This is a genomic window from Nocardia puris, assembly GCF_036051655.1.
Taxonomy (GTDB): Bacteria; Actinomycetota; Actinomycetes; order Mycobacteriales; family Mycobacteriaceae; genus Nocardia; species Nocardia puris.
Map to the genome: position 1 here is coordinate 127,007 of NZ_CP107943.1, position 21,401 is coordinate 148,407.

At 69.8% G+C, this 21,401-nt stretch carries 17 protein-coding genes; 13 read left to right on the top strand and 4 right to left on the bottom strand.

Features of this window, described 5'->3' with window-relative positions; translation table 11 throughout:
• Positions 1-53 precede the first annotated feature (53 nt).
• The 4 genes from OHB21_RS00550 to OHB21_RS00565 are packed head-to-tail and all read left to right on the top strand — an operon-like array spanning position 54 to position 5,171.
• Positions 54-1,739: an HAD-IA family hydrolase gene (locus OHB21_RS00550; protein ID WP_067508538.1), complete on the top strand. Its 1,686-nt coding sequence runs from the start codon at positions 54-56 to the stop codon at positions 1,737-1,739.
• Positions 1,736-2,632: a cell division protein FtsQ gene (locus OHB21_RS00555; RefSeq protein WP_195125688.1), complete on the top strand. Its 897-nt coding sequence runs from the start codon at positions 1,736-1,738 to the stop codon at positions 2,630-2,632. The genes OHB21_RS00550 and OHB21_RS00555 overlap by 4 nt, the downstream gene beginning before the upstream one ends.
• Entirely contained in the window at positions 2,629-4,341 is a 1,713-nt protein-coding gene (locus OHB21_RS00560) for an ABC transporter ATP-binding protein (RefSeq protein WP_195125687.1), read from the top strand. Before OHB21_RS00555 ends, OHB21_RS00560 begins: the two co-directional genes overlap by 4 nt.
• Complete coding sequence (locus tag OHB21_RS00565) at positions 4,338-5,171, top strand: energy-coupling factor transporter transmembrane component T family protein (protein WP_195125686.1); 834 nt, start codon at positions 4,338-4,340, stop codon at positions 5,169-5,171. Before OHB21_RS00560 ends, OHB21_RS00565 begins: the two co-directional genes overlap by 4 nt.
• Before the next feature lie 49 nt (positions 5,172-5,220).
• Here the strand turns inward: OHB21_RS00565 and OHB21_RS00570 are convergent, their stop codons facing one another.
• Entirely contained in the window at positions 5,221-6,147 is a 927-nt protein-coding gene (locus tag OHB21_RS00570) for a LysR family transcriptional regulator (protein ID WP_084537549.1), read from the bottom strand.
• Between the two features lie 137 nt (positions 6,148-6,284).
• Here OHB21_RS00570 and OHB21_RS00575 point away from each other — a divergent pair, with 137 nt between their 5' ends.
• The 3 genes from OHB21_RS00575 to OHB21_RS00585 are packed head-to-tail and all read left to right on the top strand — an operon-like array spanning position 6,285 to position 10,449.
• Positions 6,285-7,730 carry an MFS transporter gene (locus OHB21_RS00575; protein ID WP_067508547.1) on the top strand — a complete coding sequence of 482 codons (1,446 nt, stop codon included), beginning with the start codon at positions 6,285-6,287 and terminating at the stop codon, positions 7,728-7,730.
• Positions 7,727-8,473, top strand: a complete 747-nt coding sequence (locus OHB21_RS00580; RefSeq protein ID WP_067508551.1) for a 3-hydroxybutyrate dehydrogenase — start codon at positions 7,727-7,729, stop codon at positions 8,471-8,473. The genes OHB21_RS00575 and OHB21_RS00580 overlap by 4 nt, the downstream gene beginning before the upstream one ends.
• Before the next feature lie 32 nt (positions 8,474-8,505).
• Positions 8,506-10,449, top strand: a complete 1,944-nt coding sequence (locus tag OHB21_RS00585) for an acetoacetate--CoA ligase (RefSeq protein ID WP_195125685.1) — start codon at positions 8,506-8,508, stop codon at positions 10,447-10,449.
• Positions 10,450-10,458: 9 nt separating this feature from the next.
• On the opposite strand, the gene OHB21_RS00590 is transcribed toward OHB21_RS00585, so the two are convergent.
• Positions 10,459-11,016 (bottom strand): PadR family transcriptional regulator, encoded by a 558-nt coding sequence (locus OHB21_RS00590; protein ID WP_067508555.1) that lies wholly within the window; start codon positions 11,014-11,016, stop codon positions 10,459-10,461.
• 139 nt (positions 11,017-11,155) lie between these two features.
• Between OHB21_RS00590 and OHB21_RS00595 the strand changes: the two genes are divergently transcribed.
• From OHB21_RS00595 to OHB21_RS00620, 6 genes are all read left to right on the top strand, one after another.
• Complete coding sequence (locus OHB21_RS00595) at positions 11,156-12,145, top strand: NAD(P)H-dependent flavin oxidoreductase (RefSeq protein WP_067508557.1); 990 nt, start codon at positions 11,156-11,158, stop codon at positions 12,143-12,145.
• 338 nt (positions 12,146-12,483) lie between these two features.
• On the top strand, positions 12,484-12,708 hold the full coding sequence (locus OHB21_RS00600; RefSeq protein ID WP_157115828.1) for a hypothetical protein: 225 nt from the start codon (positions 12,484-12,486) through the stop codon (positions 12,706-12,708).
• A 124-nt stretch (positions 12,709-12,832) separates the two neighbouring features.
• Positions 12,833-13,702 carry a nuclear transport factor 2 family protein gene (locus OHB21_RS00605; RefSeq protein WP_232331729.1) on the top strand — a complete coding sequence of 290 codons (870 nt, stop codon included), beginning with the start codon at positions 12,833-12,835 and terminating at the stop codon, positions 13,700-13,702.
• Between the two features lie 299 nt (positions 13,703-14,001).
• Entirely contained in the window at positions 14,002-15,246 is a 1,245-nt protein-coding gene (locus tag OHB21_RS00610; RefSeq protein ID WP_067508559.1) for a TetR/AcrR family transcriptional regulator, read from the top strand.
• Positions 15,247-15,447: 201 nt separating this feature from the next.
• Positions 15,448-17,283, top strand: a complete 1,836-nt coding sequence (locus tag OHB21_RS00615; RefSeq protein ID WP_195125684.1) for an acyl-CoA dehydrogenase — start codon at positions 15,448-15,450, stop codon at positions 17,281-17,283.
• A 228-nt stretch (positions 17,284-17,511) separates the two neighbouring features.
• Positions 17,512-18,114 (top strand): TetR/AcrR family transcriptional regulator, encoded by a 603-nt coding sequence (locus tag OHB21_RS00620; RefSeq protein ID WP_232331730.1) that lies wholly within the window; start codon positions 17,512-17,514, stop codon positions 18,112-18,114.
• 1 nt (position 18,115) lies between these two features.
• Here the strand turns inward: OHB21_RS00620 and OHB21_RS00625 are convergent, their stop codons facing one another.
• Entirely contained in the window at positions 18,116-19,519 is a 1,404-nt protein-coding gene (locus OHB21_RS00625; RefSeq protein WP_195125683.1) for an amidase, read from the bottom strand.
• A 113-nt stretch (positions 19,520-19,632) separates the two neighbouring features.
• Entirely contained in the window at positions 19,633-21,285 is a 1,653-nt protein-coding gene (locus tag OHB21_RS00630) for a sigma-54-dependent Fis family transcriptional regulator (RefSeq protein ID WP_195125682.1), read from the bottom strand.
• Positions 21,286-21,401: the final 116 nt, after the last annotated feature.

Sequence of the window (21,401 nt, forward strand, 5' to 3'; positions counted from 1 at the left end):
GGCTCCACGCTCGTCAAGTCCCAGCCCACGAACACATCTGGAGTAACGCCACCATGACTTCGGGCCCACCCCTGCACTCCCCCGCGCTCGATGCGGAGCCGGTGCCGAACGCGCTGCGCGTGCGACCGGCCGCGCTGCTGCTGGACTTCGGCGGGGTGGTCTTCGAGACCCGCAAGCGCCCGGAAGGCCTGCGTGACGCGGCCGCCCTGGTGTGTACCGAGCTGCGCCGGGCGGGCCACGCGCTCGACCCGGAGCGCGTGCACGCCTCGCTGGCCGCGGGGCTGGCCGCACTCCGCCACTGGAAGCACGCCATGAGTCGCACCCGCGAACCCGCGGAGCTGACCCATCGTGCGCTGTGGGAGGACTTCCTGCTCGCCGATCAGCCCGCATCGATCCGGGCGAGGGCCGCGGGCGATGCGCTGCACCTCATGGCCGCGATCAATCCGCTGCTCAACGATCACGAAGTGCGGCCCGGCGTGCGCGACTTGCTGAGCACAGCACGGGATCTCGGCATTCCGGTCGGCATCGTCAGCAACGCCCATTCCGGCCTGGCGCATCGCCGGCTCCTGCGCCAGTTCGGGCTCGCCGATCTCCTCGCGGTCCAGCTCTATTCCGACGAGGCGGGCATCCGCAAGCCCCACCCCGGCATGATGCACCGCGCCGCCGCCGCGCTGGCGACGACGCCGGACCGGTGCTGGTATGTCGGCGACACCCAGGATCGGGACGTGCAATCCGGACGCCGGGCCGGGGTGGGCGCGGTGATACTCACCCGGAGCAAGCACACCGACAGCCCGCCCTTCGCCGTGGTGGAGCGTCCCGATGCGATCTTCGACACGCCGGAGCAGCTGCTCCCCCTGCTCCTCGAAGCGCGGCCCGGACCACAGACGCCACCGCGACCGGTGTCACCCCGGCGGCCGGGTACGCCGAAAGCGCTGCTGCTCGACCAGGGCGGTGTCCTGACCTCGTCGGTGAAGACACCGCAGGCGATCGCCGGTTTCGCCACCGAGGTCGCGATTCGGCTGCGCGCCGCCGGACATGCGGTCCCCGATCACCAGATGGTCGCGGCACTCGACCACGCGCGCCGCGCCTACCAGGCCGGCAAGCGAACCGAGCGGATCGGTGACCGCTACCCCGAGGTCACCCCGGCGAAGTTCTGGGGCGAGTTCGTCGCACCGCACCTGCCCGCGACGGCGCGCGACTGGCTCCTGGCCGAATCGACGGAACTCACCTTCGGCTACGCCCAGGCCAAGAGCAGCTGCCAGGTGCGCGACGGCGTGTCCGAACTGCTGGCCTGGTGCCGGGAAGCGGCGATCCCGGTGGCGATCGTGTCGAACACGATCTGCGGCCGCAGCGGGCGCCGTCGCCTGCGCGAGGCCGGCGTCATCGAACTGATCGGCGCGTTCGCCTATTCCGACGAAGTCGGCTACCGCAAACCCGATCCCGCGCTGGTGCTCGCCGCCACCCGGGCACTCGGCGTCGACCCGGCCGACTGCTGGTTCGTCGGCGACAAGCCCTGGCGCGACGTAGCCGCGGCCCGGGCCGCGGGTGTCGGCACGGCGGTCGTCGTGCGCGGCGGCGCGCCCGCGGACGACGCGCTCGCCGACGGGCTCGCCGCCGATCGGCCCGATCTGCTGCTCGACTCGATCACCGCGGTGCACGAAGCGTTGCGCGCCGCGATCGAAGGCTCACCGGCCACCGCTGTTCCCGCTCGACCCACCAGTGCAGAAAGTCAGTCATGAGTGACATCTCCGCCCGTTCCCGCACCGTGCCGCGTCCCCAGGACATGACGTCCTCGCAGAAGCTGATGGTGTTCGTCCTGTCGATGACGCTGTTCGGGCTCGCCAACATCCTCACCGAGGTGCTGCCCGAGTTCCGGGTCGGCCCGGTCGAGCTGTCGGTCTCCTACCTGGCATTCGTCCCGGTCGTGATGGTCAGCTTGTTCAACCCGCTCTACGCCGCGCTCGGCGCGCCCCTCGGTGAGATCGTCTTCGTCGATCTCCTGATGGGCAACTTCTCCGGAATCGGCGAGGTGGAAGGCTACCTCCAGCTCGCCCTCGGTTTGTACGTCGCGGGCTCGCTGGTGCGCGATCCCCGCCGCAAGTGGCAGGTCGCCACCGCCGCCATGGTCGCGGTCGCGATCGACAAGGGCATCGGCGGCCTGGTCGACATCACCAAGGTCTGGGTCGGTGTGGAGGACGCCGAATACGTGGAGGGCCTGCCGGAATCGATTCTGCTGCTGGAAGGTTTCGCCTTCGCGTCGGACTTCCTCATCAGCGGTGTCCTGTTCGGCGCGATCCCGGCCGCGTATCTGGCGGCGCGTCTGTACGGCAAGATCGAACCCCTCATGGGCATGCGGCCCCGCGATCCCGCGGAGCCGCTGGCCGGGCGGGCCCGCCCGAGCGCCGCGTTCATCGGTCTCGGGATCCTCCTGATGCTCGGCTCGGCGTTCTTCGCGTTGCTGGAAGCGGCGGACGTGCAGTTCGGCGTCTGGGAACCGGACTTCCTCGACGAGTACGGACCGAACTTCCTGTGGGTCGGCGTCGCGGCCGCGCTGCTCGTATTCGGTGGGATCGTCGTCGCCGCGCGGGCTGTGGCACGCGAGAACAGGCCGGAACGGGAGACCGATCAGTGACCGACGTGATCCGGGTGGAGGGATTGTCCTTCCAGTACCCCGGTGCGGAGCAGACGAGTCTGACCGGGGTGGATCTCGCGATAGAGCGCGGTGATTTCGTGGCGGTCGTCGGGAGCAACGGCTCGGGCAAAACGACGCTGTGCAAGAGCTTCAACGGGCTGATACCGCATTTCTGGTCGGGTGAGTTCAGCGGCAAGGTCACCGTCGACGGCGTCGACACCCTCGACGCCTCGGTCGCGGCGCTCTCGCATCGCGTCGGGTACGTGTACCAGGACTTCGGCAATCAGCTGGTCCGGCCCTCGGTGCGCGACGACGTCTGCTTCGGCCCGCTCAATTTCGGATTGCCCGACTTCCGGGCCAGGGCCGAAGACGCCATGCGGCTGCTGGGCATCGACCACCTCGCGCCCCGCTACATCTGGGAACTGTCGGGCGGGCAGCAGCACTTGACCGCCCTGGCCGGTGTGCTGGCCATGGAACCGGCGGTCATCGTGGTGGACGAACCGGTCGCCGAACTCGACCCGGCACGGGCGGAGGAGACCTACCGGATATTGGCGCGCGTGAATGCCGAACGCGGAACCACCATCGTGGTCATCGAGCATCACGCTGAGTTCATCGCCCGGTACGCCCGCAGCGTCGTGCTCATGGCCGATGGCGCGGTGCGGTGGCATCTGCCGGTGCGCGAAGCACTCTCGCGCACCGGTGAGCTGGCCGGGCACGGAATCCCGGCCCCGCAGATCGTGTCCGCCGTCGCGCGGCTCGCACCCGAGGCCGAGGTGCCGCTCACCATCGAGGAGGCGCGCGACGCCCTCGTCGCCGCGGGCCGGAGACCCGTCGCGGGACGTACGACCGAAGCCGCGGCCGGAACCTCGGCGAGCGATCCGGTGGTGGCCACGCTGACGGGGGTCGGTCACGGGTACCGCGATGTCCACGGCGCGCGGTCGGCGGTCCTCGACGAGGTGAGCCTGAGCCTGCACGCGGGCGAACGCGTCGCCGTGGTCGGATCCAACGGGGCGGGCAAGTCGACGCTGCTGCGGCTGCTCACCGGAATCATCGTCCCTCGCACGGGGACCGTCGAGGTCAATGGTGTGGACACCCGTTCGGTCCGGCCGGCGGAGCTTGCCGAGCACGTGTGCTATCTGTATCAGCATCCGGAGCAGATGTTCCTGAAGGACTCCGTGCGCCAGGAGATCTCGATGTTCCCGGCCCAGCGCGGGCGCCCCGGCACCGCCGAGCTGGTGGATCGGGTCCTGCGTCAACTGCGGCTCACCGAACTCGCCGAACGCGACGGGCGAACGCTGTCCGGTGGCCAGCAGCGCCGCGTGACGCTCGGCATCGGACTGGCGATGAGCCCCTCGCTGCTGCTGCTCGACGAACCCACCTCCAGCCTGGACGTGAGCACCCGCCACGATGTCACCGCCATGCTGGACACCCTCTCCGAGCACATCCGATGTGTGATGGTGGCCACCCACGACATGCAATTGGTGGCCGAGTGGGCGACCAGGGTGCTGGTGCTCGACGGCGGCCGCGTCGTCGCCGACACCACGCCCGCCGCGCTGTTCGACACTCCTGAGCTCACCGAGGCGGTGCGGCTGATCCCCCCGCAGATCAGTCTGCTGGGCAGGTCGCTCGGCATGAGCCCGCCACCGCTGTCGGTGGATGCCCTCGTCGCCGCCTGCTCGCCCGCCGACCTGATCGGAACCACGACGTGAACCGGAAACCACGCGATGTCCTGTCGGTGGAGTGGGTCAAGCTCGAGCTCCTCCGCACCGCCTACGCCACCCGCGGCGGTCTGCTCTCGCGCCGCGATCCGCGGGTGGTGCTGTGCTGGTACCTGGTGTTCGCGGTGGTGCCGTGGCTGACGCACAATATCGTCACGCTCGGGGCGCTGTTCGCCCTCACCGCGGTAATGGTGCTGCTCAGCCGGGTCGGCCCCCTGGTGCTGGGGCTGTTCACCTTCGGCCTCGTCATGGAGAGCGTCTACTTGTTCGCCGCGGCATGGTTGTTCGACGGCGATCTGCGCACCATCATGTCGCTGCTCACCCTCACGTTGAAGCTGGGCGTCATCTCCCTGGCGAGCATGGCGGCGTTCGTCTCGCTGGATCCGGAGAAGCTGTCCAACGCTCTGGTCAGCCTGCACGCGCCGCCGCTGCTCAGTTTCGGCGTGAGCTACGGCTACCGCATGCTGCCGGTCATGATGGACGAGTTCCACACCATCATCGACGGCTATCGGCTCCGCTCGGCGCCGCCGGCCCGCCGCGGCATCCTGGGCTGGCGCTCCGTGCACCACCTCGCGATGATGCTGGTGCGCAGCTTCTACCCGATGATGCTCAACACCGCCAAGCGCACTCGAACCACGGTGGAAGCCCTGGAAACACGTGGTTTCACATTCGCCGGTGAGAGCGCGCTGGGGCGCGAGATCCGGTTGAGCGGACTCCGGGTGGGGCCGGCGGACATCGCGTTGGTCATGGTCACGACGGTGCTCCTCGTCAGTGCCTTCGTGCTCGGCGGCCAGTTCCCGGTCTACTCCCGGAACTTCTGACAGATGCCGAGACGGGTCCTGGCGGCGCGGGCCGAGTGGCCGCGGCGACTCAGCGATCCAACCCCAGCAGAACGTCGTGCAAGTCGTCGACGCGGGCGCGGATGCCGTCGAGGACCACGCCCACCTCGGGGCGGCGCAGGGTTTCGGCGCGGGCGACCATCCAGTAGGTGAGCCCGACGGTGACCTGGTCGGGCAGGACGCGGACCAGGTCGGGGTGGCGGTCGGCCATGAAGCAGGGCAGCAGGCCGATGCCCGCGGCGGCGCGGGTGGCTTCGACGTGCACGAAAACGTTGGTGGAGGTGACGGATTCGCGCATCGGCGGGGTGAAGCGCGCGGCCAGGTCGAGGGCCTTGACCTGGAGCATGGCGTCGATGAAGTAGACGAAGGAGTGGCGGGCGAGTTCGGCCTCGGTCCGCGGGAATCCGTGGCGGCGTAGGTAGTCGGGCGCGGCGTACAGGCCCAGGCAGTAGTCGGCGAGCCGTTCGGCCCGCGCCCGCGGCACGTCGGGCTGGCCGACCACGATCTCGATGTCCTGGCTCGACCGCTGCTGGGAGGCGCGGCGCTGGGTCGAGACGATCTCCACCTGGATCTCCGGATGTTCCCGCTGCACCTCGGCGGCGGCGGGCGCCGCGACGTAAGCGCTGAACCCGTCGGTGGCGGCGATCCGCACCACGCCCCGCAGCACCGGCGGCCCGGCCGGATCGGCGGCGAGCGAGCGCACCGCCGATTCGACCGCCTCGGCGGCGGTGAGCGCGGCGCGCCCCAGATCGGTGAGCTCCCAGCCGCCGGTGACGCGGGTGAGCACGCGCCCGCCGAGCGTCGCCTCCAGCGCGGCGATGCGCCGGGAGATCGTCGTGTGGTTGATGCCCAGCTCGGCCGCGGCCGTGACGAACCGCCCGGAACGCCCGACCGCGAGCAGGACGAGCAGATCGTCGGCGCTGGGCGGGCGCGCGGACCCGGGCGAACTCGCGGACATATCTGCATTCTCGCAGATATGTCCTGCACATCTGGCCATTGCATGGGCGTAAATGCGCACCGATACTCGATCCGAGATAGACGTGTCGCCGATCACATTCGATCGGCGACCGTGGTTCGGATCACGAGGAGAGCAGGATGCGCGCGCAGAACGCACCGGGGCGTAGCGGCGAGCCGGCAACGGCGCCGACCGGATTACGGCGGGTGGTGACCGCCTCCATGGCGGGCACCGTCGTGGAGTGGTACGAGTTCTTCCTCTACGGCACGGCCGCGACCCTGGTGTTCAGCAAGATCTTCTTCGCCGAGGGCACCAGCGAGCTCGACGCCATCCTGGCCGCGTTCGTCACCTACGCCGTCGGATTCGCCGCCCGCCCGCTCGGCGGCATCGTCTTCGGCCACTTCGGCGACCGGTACGGCCGCAAGAAGCTGCTCCAATTCAGCCTGCTCCTGGTCGGCGGCGCGACCTTCCTGATGGGCTGCCTGCCCACCTTCGGCCAGATCGGCTACTGGGCGCCGACCCTGCTGGTGCTGCTGCGCTTCATCCAGGGCTTCGCGGTGGGCGGTGAATGGGGCGGCGCGGTGCTGCTGGTCGCCGAGCACAGCCCGAACCGCAGCCGCGGATTCTGGGCCAGCTGGCCGCAGGCGGGCGTGCCGATGGGCAACCTGCTGGCCACGCTGGTGCTGCTGGCGCTCACCTCCACCCTGTCGGAGGCGGCGTTCCTGAGCTGGGGCTGGCGGGTCGCGTTCTGGCTGTCGGCGGTGGTCGTGCTGGTCGGCTACTACGTCCGGACGAAGGTCACCGACGCGCCGATCTTCGTGGAGGCCCAGCAGCAGGCCGAGCGGGCCAAGGCGAGCTCGTTCAGCGTGGTGGAGGTGCTGAAGCGGTATCCCCGTGGCGTTTTCACCGCGATGGGCCTGCGCTTCGGCGAGAACATCATGTACTACCTGGTGGTCACGTTCACCATCACCTACCTGAAAGTCCAGGTGGGCGTGGACACTTCGGTGATCCTGTGGTGGTTGCTGGCGGCGCACGCGGTGCACTTCTTCGCGATCCCGCTGGCCGGGCGGCTCAGCGACAAGATCGGGCGGCGGCCGGTGTACCTGGCGGGCGCGATCACGGCGGGCTCCTGGGGCTTCTTCGCCTTCCCGATGATGGACAGCGGGCACAACGCCGTCATCATGGCGGCGATCATCATCGGCCTGGTCTTCCATGCGCTCATGTACGCGTCGCAGCCGGCGATCATGGCCGAGATGTTCCCGACCCGGATGCGGTATTCCGGTGTGTCCCTGGGCTATCAGGTCACCTCCATCGTGGCGGGCTCGCTGGCGCCGATCATCGCGGTGCGCCTGCTGGACTCGTTCGACTCGGCGGTGCCGATCGCCTGGTACCTGGCCGCGGCGTGCGCGGTGACGGCGATCGCGGTGATCGTCGCCCGGGAGACCCGCGGCGTCGATCTCACCGACGTGGACGAGGCCGACGCGGCCGCGCTGGCCTCGGGACAAACGCCCGCCGCGGTGACGACAGCCAGTGCGGCCCAGCGCGATTCGGCCCGGCGCGATGCGGCGCAGGTGAGCGTCGAATGAGCACGCTGCACGGCAGGCACGCCCTGGTCACCGGCGGCGGCAGCGGGATCGGCGCGGCGTGCGCGAAGGCGCTGGCCGAGCGCGGCGCGAAGGTCACGGTCGCCGATATCGACGCCGACCGCGCCCACGAGGTCGCCACCGCCCTCGGCGGCACCGCGTGGGCCGTCGACCTGCTGGCCACCGACGCTCTCGAGGACCTGGCCCTCGATGTCGACATCCTGGTCAATAACGCGGGCGTCCAGCACATCGACCCGATCCCCGAATTCGATCCCGCGCGGTTCCGCGCGCTGCTGGCCCTGATGGTCGAAGCACCGTTCCTGCTGATCCGCGCGGCGCTACCGCACATGTACGCCAACGGTTTCGGCCGGATCATCAATATCTCCTCGGTGCACGGCCTGCGCGCCTCGCCCTACAAAGCCGCCTATGTGACCGCCAAGCACGGCCTGGAGGGGCTGTCGAAGGTGACCGCGCTGGAGGGCGGCCCGCACGGCGTGACGAGCAACTGCGTCAATCCCGGCTACGTGCGGACACCGTTGGTGGACAAGCAGATCGCCGATCAGGCCCGCACCCGCGGCATCGCCGAGAGCGAGGTCGTGGAGCGAATCCTGTTGACCGAGAGCGCGATCAAGCGCCTGGTGGAACCGGGGGAGGTCGCCGCGCTCACGGCGTGGCTGGCGGGGCCGGACGCCGGGATGGTCACCGGCGCGTCGTACACGATGGACGGCGGGTGGAGCGCCCGCTGAGGCGCCGCCCGGGAAACTCAGGAGGAACACCGATGCGACCGCAGTGGACGCCGTCCGACCGCGACCTCACCGAGGCGACGATCACCGACTTCGCGCGATTCGCCGAGCGCCGCAACGACATCGAGGCTCCCGACTATGCCGCGCTGTGGCGCTGGTCGGTGGACGATCCGACCGGATTCTGGCGCACGCTGTGGGAGTACTTCGAGCTCGGCGACATCGCCGGCGAGGTCCTCGCCGATCCCGCCATGCCGGGCGCGCGGTGGTTCCCGGGCACCCGGGTGAACTACGTCGACCGAGTCGTGCGACAGGCCCGCACCGATCGGCCCGCACTCATCGCACTCCGCGAGGACGCCCCCGCGCAGGAGATTACATGGGACGAACTTCTCAGTGCGACAGCTTCTTTCGCACACACCCTGCGATCGCAGGGTGTGCGCCCCGGCGACCGTGTGGTCGGCTACCTGCCGAACATTCCGGAGGCCGTCATCGCCTTCCTCGGCACGGCGGCGGTCGGCGCGGTGTGGAGCGCGTGCGGGCAGGACTATTCGGCGAAGGCGGCACTGGACCGGCTGGGTCAGCTGGAGCCGGTGGTGCTGGTGACCGCCGACGGATACCGCTTCGGCGGCAAGGTGTTCGACAAGCGGGCCGATATCGCCGCCCTGCGCGACGGGCTGACCTCGGTGCACACCACGGTGGCGATCACCCGGCTGGGCAACCGGATTCCGAACTCCGTGCCCTTCGCGGAGGCCACAGCGGGCTCGCCGGGACGGGCCGTCGTCACCGAACCGCTCGCCTTCGACCACCCGCTGTGGATCGTGTTCTCCTCCGGCACCACCGGCCTGCCGAAGGGTATCGTCCACGGCCACGGCGGCGTTCTCGTCGAACACGTGAAAGCCGTTGCCCTGCAATCCGATATCGGACCGGACGACACCTTCCTCTGGTACACCAGCCCCAGCTGGATGATGTGGAACTTCCAGGTGGCCGGCCTGCTCGCCGGGGCGACCATCGTCACCTACGACGGCAGCCCCACCCATCCGGCGCCGGATTCGTTGTGGCGGATCGCCGCCGAACACCGCGTCACCGTGCTCGGCACCAGTCCCGGCTACGTGCTGGCCTGCCTCAAGGCGGACGCCGAACCCGGTCGCGACCACGACCTTTCGGCGCTGCGGCAGATCGGCATCACCGGCTCCGCGCTGCCGCCGAGTTCGGCACTCTGGTTGCGCGACAAGGTCGGCGAGCACATTCCGGTGAACTCGATCAGCGGTGGCACCGATGTGGTGTCGGCCTTCGCGGGTGGCGTCCGCACGGTGCCGGTATGGCCGGGCGAACTCTCCGCGCCCTACCTCGGCGTCGCGCTCGACGCCTACGACAGTACGGGTGAGCCGGTGCGCGGCGAGGTCGGCGAACTCGTGGTCACCGCGCCGATGCCGTCCATGCCGGTCCAGTTCTGGGACGATCCGGACGGAAAGCGTTATCACGACGCGTATTTCGACACCTATCCCGGCGTGTGGCGGCACGGTGACTGGATCACGATCACCGATCACGGCAGCATCGTCGTGCACGGACGCTCCGACTCCACCCTCAACCGCCACGGCATCCGCATGGGCAGCGCCGACATCTACCAGGCTGTCGAACGCCTGCCCGAGGTGGCCGAAGCGCTGGTCATCGGCGTCGAACAGCCCGGCGGCGGCTACTGGATGCCGCTGTTCGTGGTGCTCGCCCCCGACAGCACCCTCGACGAGGAGCTGACCACCCGGATCAAGGAGGTCATCCGCGCCGAGGCCTCCCCGAGGCACGTCCCGGACGAAATCCTCGTCGCACCCGCCATTCCGCACACCCGCACCGGCAAGAAGCTCGAAGTGCCGATCAAGAAGTTGTTCCAGGGCGCCGATCCGGCCCGGGTGGTGGAACGCAGCGCGGTGGACGAGCCCGCCCTGCTCGACTGGTACGCCCGGATCCGGCCGCCCGCGCTCCGATAGCCCTGCGGCTCAGCGCGATTCGCTCGGGGCCGGGATCGAGTCCAGGGTCTCGAGCACTTCGCGGCACCAGTCGGCCCAGCTCCGCTCCATCGACAGCCCGGCCTTCAACACCATGTGCCGCAGCGCGTCGCCGCCGTCGGCCGGCGCCGCGAAATCGCGGTCCTCGATCTCGCGGTAGAGCGCGTAGGTCCGCTCGTGCACGTCCAAGTGGTGTTCGACGGCGGCACGGACGCTTTCGTAATCGCCCGTCGCGGCGGCCGCCCGCAACCGCACGATCAAACCGTCGCGCAGGCGCGACGGATCGTCGGTCTCGCTCACCCAGTCGCGCAGGGCCTCGGCGCCCGCGGGGGTGATCGCGAAGATCTTCGGCTGCCCGCGGCCGGGCGCTTCCGGCTGCGGGACCTCGGTGACCAGCCCGCCGGTCTTGAGCCGGTCGAGCTCCCGGTAGATCTGCTGGTGGGTGGCGGGCCAGAAGTACCCGAACGCGCGGTCGAAGCGGCGAGCCAGCTCGATACCGGTCGATTCACGCTCGGTCAACGCGGTCAGGATCGCGAACTGGAGGGCCACCCGCCCATCGTAAAGGGGTGCGCGGGGCGCTCCGGGTGACGGCCGCCACATCATTGTGCAACTAGTTGCACAATGGGTGCGCGCGCCCTACCGTCGAGGGAGCGCGCTGCCTCCCACCACGACTTTCGAAGGACATCCCATGGCCCTCCCCGCCGTCCTGTCCGACCGGCTCGCCCTGCCCGTCGTCGGCTCGCCCCTGTTCATCGCCTCGGGCCCCGAACTCGTCATCGCCCAGTGCCAGGCCGGGATCGTCGGCTCCTTCCCGGCGCTCAACGCCCGCCCCGCCGCCCTGCTCACCGACTGGCTGGACCGCATCACCGAGGAGAACGCGGCCTACGCCGCCGCGCATCCCGAGGCCGTCGTCGCGCCGTTCGCCGTCAACCAGATCGTCCACCGCAGCAACGACCGCCTCGACCACGACATGGCCGTGATCGTCGAGCACCGGGTCCCGATCGTGATCACCTCCCTCGGCGCGCGCCCCGAGATCAACGACGCCGTGCACTCCTACGGCGGCATCGTGCTGCACGACGTGATCAGCGACGAGTTCGCGCGCAAGGCCGTGGCGAAGGGGGCCGACGGGCTGATCGCCGTCGCCGCGGGCGCGGGCGGGCACGCCGGCACCCAGTCGCCGTTCGCGCTGGTCCAGGAGATTCGCGAATGGTTCGACGGGCCGCTGCTGCTCTCGGGCGCCATCGCGCACGGCCGCTCCATCCTCGCCGCCCAGGCCGCGGGCGCCGACCTCGCCTACATCGGTTCGGCCTTCCTCTCCACCGCCGAGGCCAACACCGTCGACGGCTACAAGCGGATGATCGTCGACTCCACCGCCAAGGACATCGTCTACAGCAACCTGTTCACCGGCGTGCACGGCAACTACCTGCGCGGCAGCATCCTCGCCGCCGGTCTCGACCCCGACGCGCTGCCGGTCTCCGACCCGTCGGCCATGAACTTCGGCTCCGGCGGCAACACCGATGCCAAGGCGTGGAAGGACATCTGGGGCGCGGGCCAGGGCGTCGGCGCGATCAAGGCGAACGGCACGGTCGCCGAACTCGTCGCCACCCTCACCGAACAGTACGACGAGGCGGCCCGCGCGCTCACCGGCAAGCTCGGACGCGTCACCCAGGCCGCCTGATCGGGCCGACCGTGCTCGGCTCGCCCAGCACCGGCCGAGCCCGGTTCGTCGGCCGCGCTCGACAGCCCGCGCTGGGCGAGCGCGCCGACACACGGTCTCCCGGAGGGCGGGTTCCGGTTCGGTGCGGACGAAACCGGGCGGGTTCGCCGATTCTCGGAGGTGGTGGGCGTGGAACTCGCGTTGGCACTGGGTTGAATACCAGGTGTGGGATGTGGGTTCGGCTGCTGGTTGCACTGCCCCGAGACCTTGGTCGAGATGGTCCAACTCGACCTGATTGGTCCGTACCGCTAGGGGATTTGCCGGCCCGGCGGACGGGTGCCACCCGCTGCTGTGGCGAGATGAGTGTTGATGCGGTTGAGCAGGTTGAACAGCTGCGCGCGTTCGTCGTGGTCGAGCGGCGTCATGATGTGTTTGTTGACGCCGTCGAGGACACGGTCGAACTCGGCGAGGCGGCGCTCGCCGTGCTCGGTGATGGTGATGACGTTGCGACGCTTGTCAGCGGGGTCGGGCGCGCGGCGAACCCACCCGCCGTCTTCGAGGTCGTTGCGAGGAGACTCTCATGACCAGCATCGATGCGTTGATCCGCAGCCTCGCCGACCGCGCTGAATTGACCGAGCTCATCGCCCGCCACAGCCTGTGGGTCGACGAGGGATACGCCGACACCGGCCAGCTTCTCACCGAGATGTCGTGGTCACCTCCTTCCGCGGGGAGGCGCACGGTATCGAGGCGCTCACCGCCCTCGCGCGCAAGGGGCATGACGCGTACGCCCGCACTCTGCGCAGCAAGTGCAACCTCGTCATCGAGATCGACGGCGACACCGCGACGGTGCGGGCGCACGACGTCGCCGTCTACGTCCTCGACGACAAGACCGAGGCCCTCGCGGCCGCGATCCACCGCTACCGAGCACGCCGCAGCGCCAGCGGCTGGCGTTTCGACCGACTCGACGTGTCACCGGTGGCGCGGACCGAAGCGCTGGCTCGGGCTCTGAAGGCCGATCGGAATCGAATAAGGTATGCACCGAATGCTCCGGGCCGCAGCAACCTGCGCCGTCGCCCTCACTCTCGCCCTCACCGTCACCGCCTGCGGCACCGACCCACGGCCTCACCCGAGGGCCGCACCTCCACCACGACAACGAAAGAGGACGCCATGTCCACCGCTGCTTCGACCGCAGACCGCCTCGAGATCGCCGACCTGTTCACCCGCTTGGCCCGTCTGCTCGACGAGCGGCGGTGGGACGATGTCGGCACTGTCTTCGCCGACGATGTGAAGGTCGACTCACCCCGAATTCAAGTCCGCGGTATCGACAAGGTCGTCGACTTCATGCGACAGGCCGAGGTCGACGGGGAACACACCCAGCACACGACCACCGACCTACTGGTGAACGTGAACGGCGACCATGCCGCTGCCTCGTCGAACTCGATCGTGTACTACTACCGCGACGGCCAGCCGCCCCACCAGACAGGCGGTCTCCGGCAGACCTGCACCGCAGTACGGACTTCGGCGGGCTGGCGACTCAGCGAGATCCGGATTACGCCTGCCTGGATCCGCAAGGAATGATGCCTGCTTCTCAACTGCGAGCATGCCAACCGACCCCGACGCCCGGCGGCGGCGATAGCAACTGGTGAAATCCGATAGTTACCAGCCAAATCAAGGCGTACTCGAAACTGCCGGATTTGCACAGGCTGACATGAGGCGATACCAACTCGACCTGGATCACGCTCTCAGGGAACCTGCACGTACTCCAGCAATTTCGATTCCGCGCCATTCCGTCCGGCGGGCCGGAACTCGCTGCAATCACAGGACCGGCTCGACCGCAGCCGCCCGACCGGCGACGGACTCCGTCAGACTGGTGGGCGATGACAGGCACAACGAAGACCGACCGGCCGAAGCGCACGCGGCCCACCAATCGGCGGGCGACGATCCTGACCGCCGCGGCCGAGGCGTTCGCCCGGTCCGGCTATCACGAGACGTCGATGGCCGATATCGCCGCCGCGGTGGGCATCTCGTCGGCCGCGCTCTACCGGCACTTCCGCAACAAACAGGATCTGCTCGGCCAGTGCCTGCTGAGCGGGCTCGACGCCACCATCGCCCGGCTCGACAGCGCGGCGGCCGACGACCCCGGGGGCGAGCGAGTACTGACCGAACTCGTCGCGATGGCGCTGGAGCTGCGCGGGCTGCCGAAGCTGTGGCAGCTGGAGTTCCGCAACGTGTCCGCGCGGGACCGCCGGGCGGTGCTGGTGCGGGCCGCGCGCTTGACCGGCTATCTGCGCGAAGTCATCCGCCTGCGCCGACCGGACGTCGCCGAGCCCGAGGTGGAACTGCTGAGCTGGTGCGCGCTGTCGGTCGCCGTCAGCCCCTCCTACCACGGCGTCGACCTACCCGCCGCCACCTTCACGGCGGTCCTGAACGGCGCGGTACTGGAGGTGATCACCGCGGACCTGCCCGCGGGCGGGCACATCGCGCGCGCGACCGGCCCGAGTCCCGTCGCCGCCGGCCCCGCGGAGCTGGAGAGCTTCACTCGCTCGGAACGGATCATCGGTGCGGCCGCCCGCCTGTTCAACACCCGGGGGTACGCCGCGGTCGGCATCGAGGACATCGGCGCGGCCGCCGGGGTCAGCGGGCCCGCGCTCTACCACCACTTCGCGGGGAAGGCGGAGGTGCTGAACGAGATCATCGAACGCACCGACCAATGGATTCGCCTGTACACCTCCCGTGCGCTGGCGGAGGGCCGCGACGCCGCGCACTCGATGCGCCTGCTGCTGCGGTCCTACGTCCGCTTCGCGATGGACCACCCGGACCTGCTCGGCACCACCGTCAGCGAGGCGGGCCACCTTCCGGCGCCCGAAGCCAGCCGGTTCCGCCGCACCCACCGCGACGGCGTGCTGAACTGGGCGCGGCTGTTGCAGACCGCCCGCCCGGAGCTGTCGTTGCCGACCGCGCGGGTGTTGATCCAGGCGATGTCGACCGTGGTCATCGACACGGTGCGCAATCCGCGCGCCACCCGCCGCGAAGATCTGCTCGACGCGCTGGTCTCGGTGGGCGACCGCATCGCGTTCTCCGCGCCCCGCTCGCACGGACAGCCGGTGGCGATAACCGTTTAGCGCTCGTTAACTTGCGCCCGAAAATAGAGTGAATAGTGCGGCAGTTCGCACGATCGGTAATGCAGATCACTTAGTAGCCGATAACTTACGGTTGCGACACCCGGCGCGCGTCCGACAGACTGTGCGCACCGGGGCACACCTCCGCGCCCCGGGTTCACCCCGCCCGTGCCATCGGGCGATTCGTCGGGAAGGGCAGCGCCGGTGGGCCATTACAAGAGCAACGTGCGAGACCTGGAGTTCAACCTCTTCGACGTGCTCGGACTCGAAGAGATCCTGCGCACCGGAACGTTCGGCGATCTGGACGGCGCGACCGTGCGCTCGATGCTGGCCGAGGCCGCCCGCCTGGCCGAGGGACCGGTCGCGGCGTCGTTCGCCGAGACCGATCGGCACCCGCCGGTCTTCGACCCGCAGACGCATACGGTGCGGCTGCCGGAGTCGTTCAAGCGATCGGTGCGCGCCTGGTACGACGGCGACTGGTGGCGGGTCGGGAAGTCCGAGGAGGTCGGCGGCGTCGCCGCGCCCCGCGTAGTGGCCTGGGCCATCAGCGAATTCGTGCTCGGCGCGCAACCGGCCGCCTACATGTACCTGACCGGTCCCGGCATGGCCGATATCGTCCACGGCCTCGGCACCGAGGAGCAGCGCCGCTGGGCGAAGCTGGCGGTCGAGCGCAACTGGGGCGCGACCATGGTGCTGACCGAACCCGACGCCGGCTCCGACGTGGGCGCGGGCCGCGCCAAAGCCGTTCCGCAGGAAGACGGCTCGTGGCACATCGAGGGCGTCAAGCGGTTCATCACCTCGGCCGACTCCGACGACCTGTTCGAGAACATCGTGCACCAGGTGCTCGCCCGCCCCGAGGGCGCGGGCCCCGGAACGAAGGGGTTGAGCCTTTTCCTGGTGCCCAAGTTCCACTTCGATTCCGAGACCGGCGAAATCGGTGATCGCAACGGGGTTTTCGTCACCAACGTCGAGCACAAGATGGGACTCAAAGCCTCGGCCACCTGCGAGCTCACCTTCGGCGGCCACGGGATTCCCGCCAAGGGCTGGCTGGTCGGCGAGGTGCACGACGGGATCGCGCAGATGTTCCGGGTGATCGAGGAAGCGCGGATGATGGTGGGCACCAAGGCCATCGCGACGCTGTCCACGGGCTACCTGAACGCGCTCGAGTACGCCAAGACGCGCGTGCAGGGGTCCGATCTGACCAAGATCGCCGACAAGACCGCGCCGAAGGTCACCATCATCGCCCACCCCGACGTGCGGCGATCGCTGATGACGCAGAAGGCCTACGCCGAGGGGCTGCGCGCGGTCTACCTCTACACCGCCGCTCACCAGGATCCCCTGGTCGCCCAGCATGTTTCGGGCGCCGATCCCGAAATGGCCGCGCGCGTCAACGATCTGCTGCTGCCCATCGTCAAAGGCGTCGGCTCCGAACGCGCCTACCAGTACCTGGCCGAATCCCTCCAAATCTTCGGCGGCTCCGGGTATCTCCAGGACTACCCGATCGAGCAGTACATCCGCGACGCCAAGATCGACTCGCTCTACGAGGGCACCACGGCCATCCAGGCCCAGGACTTCTTCTTCCGCAAGATCGCCCGCGACCGCGGCACCGCCCTGGCCCATCTGGCGGGTCGGATCCGGGAGTTCACCGACTCCGGCACGGGCGACGGCCACCTCAAAGCCGAGAAGGTACAGCTGGCCTCGGCCCTCGACGATGTCCAGGACATCGTCGGCAAACTCACCCAGCACCTGTTCGCGGCGCAGGAGGATCCGGCAGCGCTGTACAAGGTCGGACTCGGCGCGGTGCCGCTGCTGCTCGCCGTCGGCGACCTCCTCATCGGCTGGCGACTGCTGGTCGCCGCCGATATCTCCTCCGCCGCACTCGAGCACGACCTCAGCACCGACGAGCGCGCCTTCCACGAGGGCAAGATCGCGGTCGCCTCGTTCTTCGCCACGACCGTCCTCCCCCGCCTGAGCAGCGACTGGGCGGTGATCTCCCAGCTCGACGCCGAGATCATGCGGGTCGACGAGAAGGCCTTCTGATCACCGGGGCCCCGCGTTGCCGGTCGCGCGGCAGAGTAACGCGGGGCCCGTGTCAGCCGCGCTCCCAAGAGTGCGCGCAGCCCCTCCCGCCGAATCGCACCCGGGACAGGAACACGCAAGAGGAGCGCGATGCCAGCGGCCGCCGCGCCTGCGACGGCGACCACCCTCACGGCCGACCCGCCTCGGTCGCGCACCGGAACGCGCCCACCACCCGCTACGCTGCACGCGGTGAGTGAGAAGCGGATCGACGGGCGGGCGCTGCGGTACCAGCATCGGCGGCCCGAGCTGCTGGCGGCGGCGACGGAGTACGTGCTCGAGCACGGCGTCGGCGAGCTGTCGCTGCGCCCGATGGCGCACGCGCTCGGCGTCGGCCACGCCACGCTCATCCGGCACTTCGCGACGAAGGACGAGCTGGTCGCCGAGGTGCTCACCAAGATCCGCACCGACTTCGAGGCGCGGTTGCGCTCGGATGAAGTGCGTTCTGCCGCTTCGGGAATCGAGCTGTTGCGCCGGGCGTGGGAGCGCTTGTGCCAGCCGAGGGAACAGCGGCAGTTCCTGGTGTTGTTCGAACTGGTCTCGCTGGCGGTGCACGGGGACGAGCGCGGCCCGGCGGTGCGCACGCTCGTGGACGACTGGCTGCACCTGATCACGGAGGCGCTGGTCCGCCACGGGTGGGCGCGCGACACCGCACCCGTGATCGCGACGCTGATCCTGGCGCAGGTGCGCGGCCTGCAACTGGACCTCCTCGCGACGGGCGATCGGGAACGGGTGGAGAGCGCGTTCGACACGCTGATCGCGATGCTGGACGCGCTCCCCCACGAGAACCGCTGACTCAGCCGGCGAACGGGTCCACCACGCCCGTCATCCCCACCGCGGTCTCGATGACCGCCGCCGCGTCCAGCACCCGGTCCTCCCGGAACGGCGCGCCGATCAATTGCACCCCGACCGGCAGCCCGCCGACCACACCACCGGGTGTCGCGACGGCGGGCAGGCCGAGCGCGTTGGCGGGCATGATCGGGCGCATGACGTCCAGGGTCACGCCGGGGTTGTCGAGATCCCAGCCGTGCGGGAAGGCCGGTTCCGGCCACACCGGCGAGAGCACCACCGGGTAGGTCTGGAAGAACTCCTGCCACAGGCGGGCGAGCCGTCGCCGGGTGACGAACAGGTGGATGTAGGCGTCGAGATCGAGTTGCGGAGCGATCTCCGCGAACGCGTGAAGCATCCGTAAACCGTCTGCGCCCATGACGTTTTCGAGCAAAGGCCGCACGGATTCGAGTTCGGTCATCAGCAGTGATCCCCAGAGTTCCCGCACCGCTTCGTATTCCGGCGGCGTGGCCTCCTCCACCTCGTAGCCCGCCGCCGCGAGGTGCGCGCCGGCCCGCCGAACCATCTCGGCGACAGCCGGATTCGTCGTCACCCCGGGCGGTTCCGGCAGCAACGCGACCCGGACCGGTCCACCGGAATCGGGGAACGTCAGCGGCACCGGCAGCGCACCCGGATCGCGCCGATCCGGGCCCGCCATGATCTCCAGCCCGAGCCGGACATCGGCCACCCGCCTGGCCATCGGGCCGTGTACGGCCATGAGCTGGAAGGACAACGGCCAGTCCTCGGGCAGGGTGGCGTCCGCCCACGGCACCCGGCCCGGCGTGGGCTTGAGCGCCGAAATTCCGCAGCAGTGCGCGGGATTGCGCAGCGACCCGCCGATGTCGTTGCCCGCGCCGAGCGCCGACATCCCCGCCGCCAGCGCCGACGCCTCGCCACCCGACGATCCGCCGGCCGTCACGCCCGCGTGCCACGGATTGCGGGTCAGGCCGCGCAAACTGCTGTCGGTGGACACGCGTAATCCCATGTCGGGCATGTTCGTTCGGCCGATCACGATCGCGCCCGCCGCGCGCAGCCGCTCGACCAGCGGCGCGTCCACGGCGGGCACGGCCGCGGCGAAGGCGGCCACACCCTTCGTGGTCGATGTGCCCGCCACGTCGATGTTCTCCTTCACTGTCACGGGCACGCCGTGCAGCGGACCCAGGTCGGCGTCCCCGGCGGCGATGCGCCGGTCGGCCTCCTTCGCCGCGGCCAGCGCTTCCTCCGCGAGCACCACGACCACCGCGTTCAGCTCCGGGTTGACGGCGTCGATCCGCGCCAGGTGGGCCTCGATCACCTCCGTGGACGACACCTCGCCCGACCGGATCATCCGCGCGAGTTCCCCCGCGCGCCTGTTCCACAACGTGTCCGCCATCCCAGCTCCTCGCACTTCGGCTCGACACCGCGCACGCCCGCTCGAACAGCGACGTGAACGCGGTCACACCAAAGTAGCAGAACCGAATGGTTTGCCAAACCGATCGGTTCAGGTCAGCCGTCGATAATGCGCAGCGCCTTCATCCGCGCGTACAGCGTCGTCCGGCTGATGCACAGCTCGGCGGCGGCCCGGCGCTTGTTGCCTTCGCACCGGCGCAACGCCTCGACGATCACGTCCCGCTCGGCGCGCTCCCGATCCGACAACCGGCGCGAGAGCGACGCCGTGCGATAGCGCGCCGGCAGATCGTTGACGGTGATGTCACCACGACGGCGATGTTGAAGCGCGTGCGCGAGAACGGCTTTCATCTCGTGTAGGTTCCCCGGCCAGCTCTGCGCGCCCAGCATCTCCAGCACACTGGGCAGCAGCCGGACCTCCGCCGACGGATCTAGTTCGCGCACCATGCGATCGGCGAGCGCGGCCACCTCCGCACCGCGATTGCGCAGCGGCTCGAGCTCCACGCGGTCGGGGCACATCGCCGCGAGCGCGGCGGCCCCACCGCTCAGCGTCGCGGGTGGCAGGCAGGTGAGGATCAGACGGGGCCGCGGCCTGCGCTCGATCGCTTCGCGCACCACGTCGGTGACGGCGTCCGGCAGCGCGTTGATGTTCTCGACGCACACGGTGCCGGTGGGGCGGCGCAGGCGCTCGGTCAACCGGCACACCCACTGCCGCTCGCCGACGGCGGCGAGATCGGAGCAGTTGTGGAACTCGACCTCGTCGGCGCGGGCGAGCCGGCGCGCCTCGGTGCTGCGCCCGGTGCCGCGCTCGCCGGTGACGAGCACCAGATCGGGCACCACCTCGACGGCACCGGCGCAGCAGTCGCGCGGGGCGATCGCGGGCACCGCGCGCGAACCCTCGACCGGGTCGAAATGGAACAGCGTGCCGACGCCGGCGCCCGGCACCCGCATGACCCGCACCCGCACCCGCGCGCCGGACGCGACCGCCACCTCGGTACTGCTCGGACGGCCGGTGGCCTCCTCGGCCATGATCCGCAGCACCGCGTAGTCCGACGGGCCGAGCAGGTCCAGCGCCGCCTTGTTGGTCAGCACGATGTCGTCGCCGATGGCCGCGATCGCGCGCCGCTGGCCCGACACCGACTGGAACGCCGCCAGCAACACCCGCTCCGACGCCTTCGCCTGGTCGAGCAGCAACTGCTCGATATCCGCGGCGGCGCGCGTGAGGAACGGCGCGAGCAGCGGCGAGGCGGGCGCGTCGGCGCAGGTGATGTCGAGCACGCCCTCCAGACGCCGGGTCACCGGATGCCAGATCGGGTGGCCGTAGCAGGTGAACTGCTTGAAGGGTTCGATGAAGTGCTCCGCGCCGTCGACCACGATGCCGCGCCGCGTCTCCAGCACGGTCCCGAGCGCGTTGGTGCCGACCACGTCCTCCGCCAGGCTCACCCCGTCACGCACGCCGAGCGCGTCGAGCGCCGATTCGAAGCGCGGATCGTCGAACCACCGGTAGACCAGGCGGCACTCGCGGTCGGCGAGCAGCAGGCTGTAGGAGGAGCCCGCGAGCGTGGCCGACAGCTGATCGATGACCGTGGACGCGGCCTCGAGCAGCCTGCTGCGCGGATCGAATTCGGCCACTGCCCCAGGCGTGAACCCGTGGAACTCGGGGTGCACGCCACACATCCGCGACCGGCGCCACGACAGTTCGATCTCCGGGCGCCGCGCCGACGTCCCGGACCCGCCGTGCCGCGTCGTCATAGCGAACTCCTCGCGCTCACCCGTGGCACCTTGCCTCACCGATGCGCCACGGCACTCCATTGTGCTCCGCGTCACGATGACCGCGTACCCCCGATTGTGGGTGACCGGACGGGCGG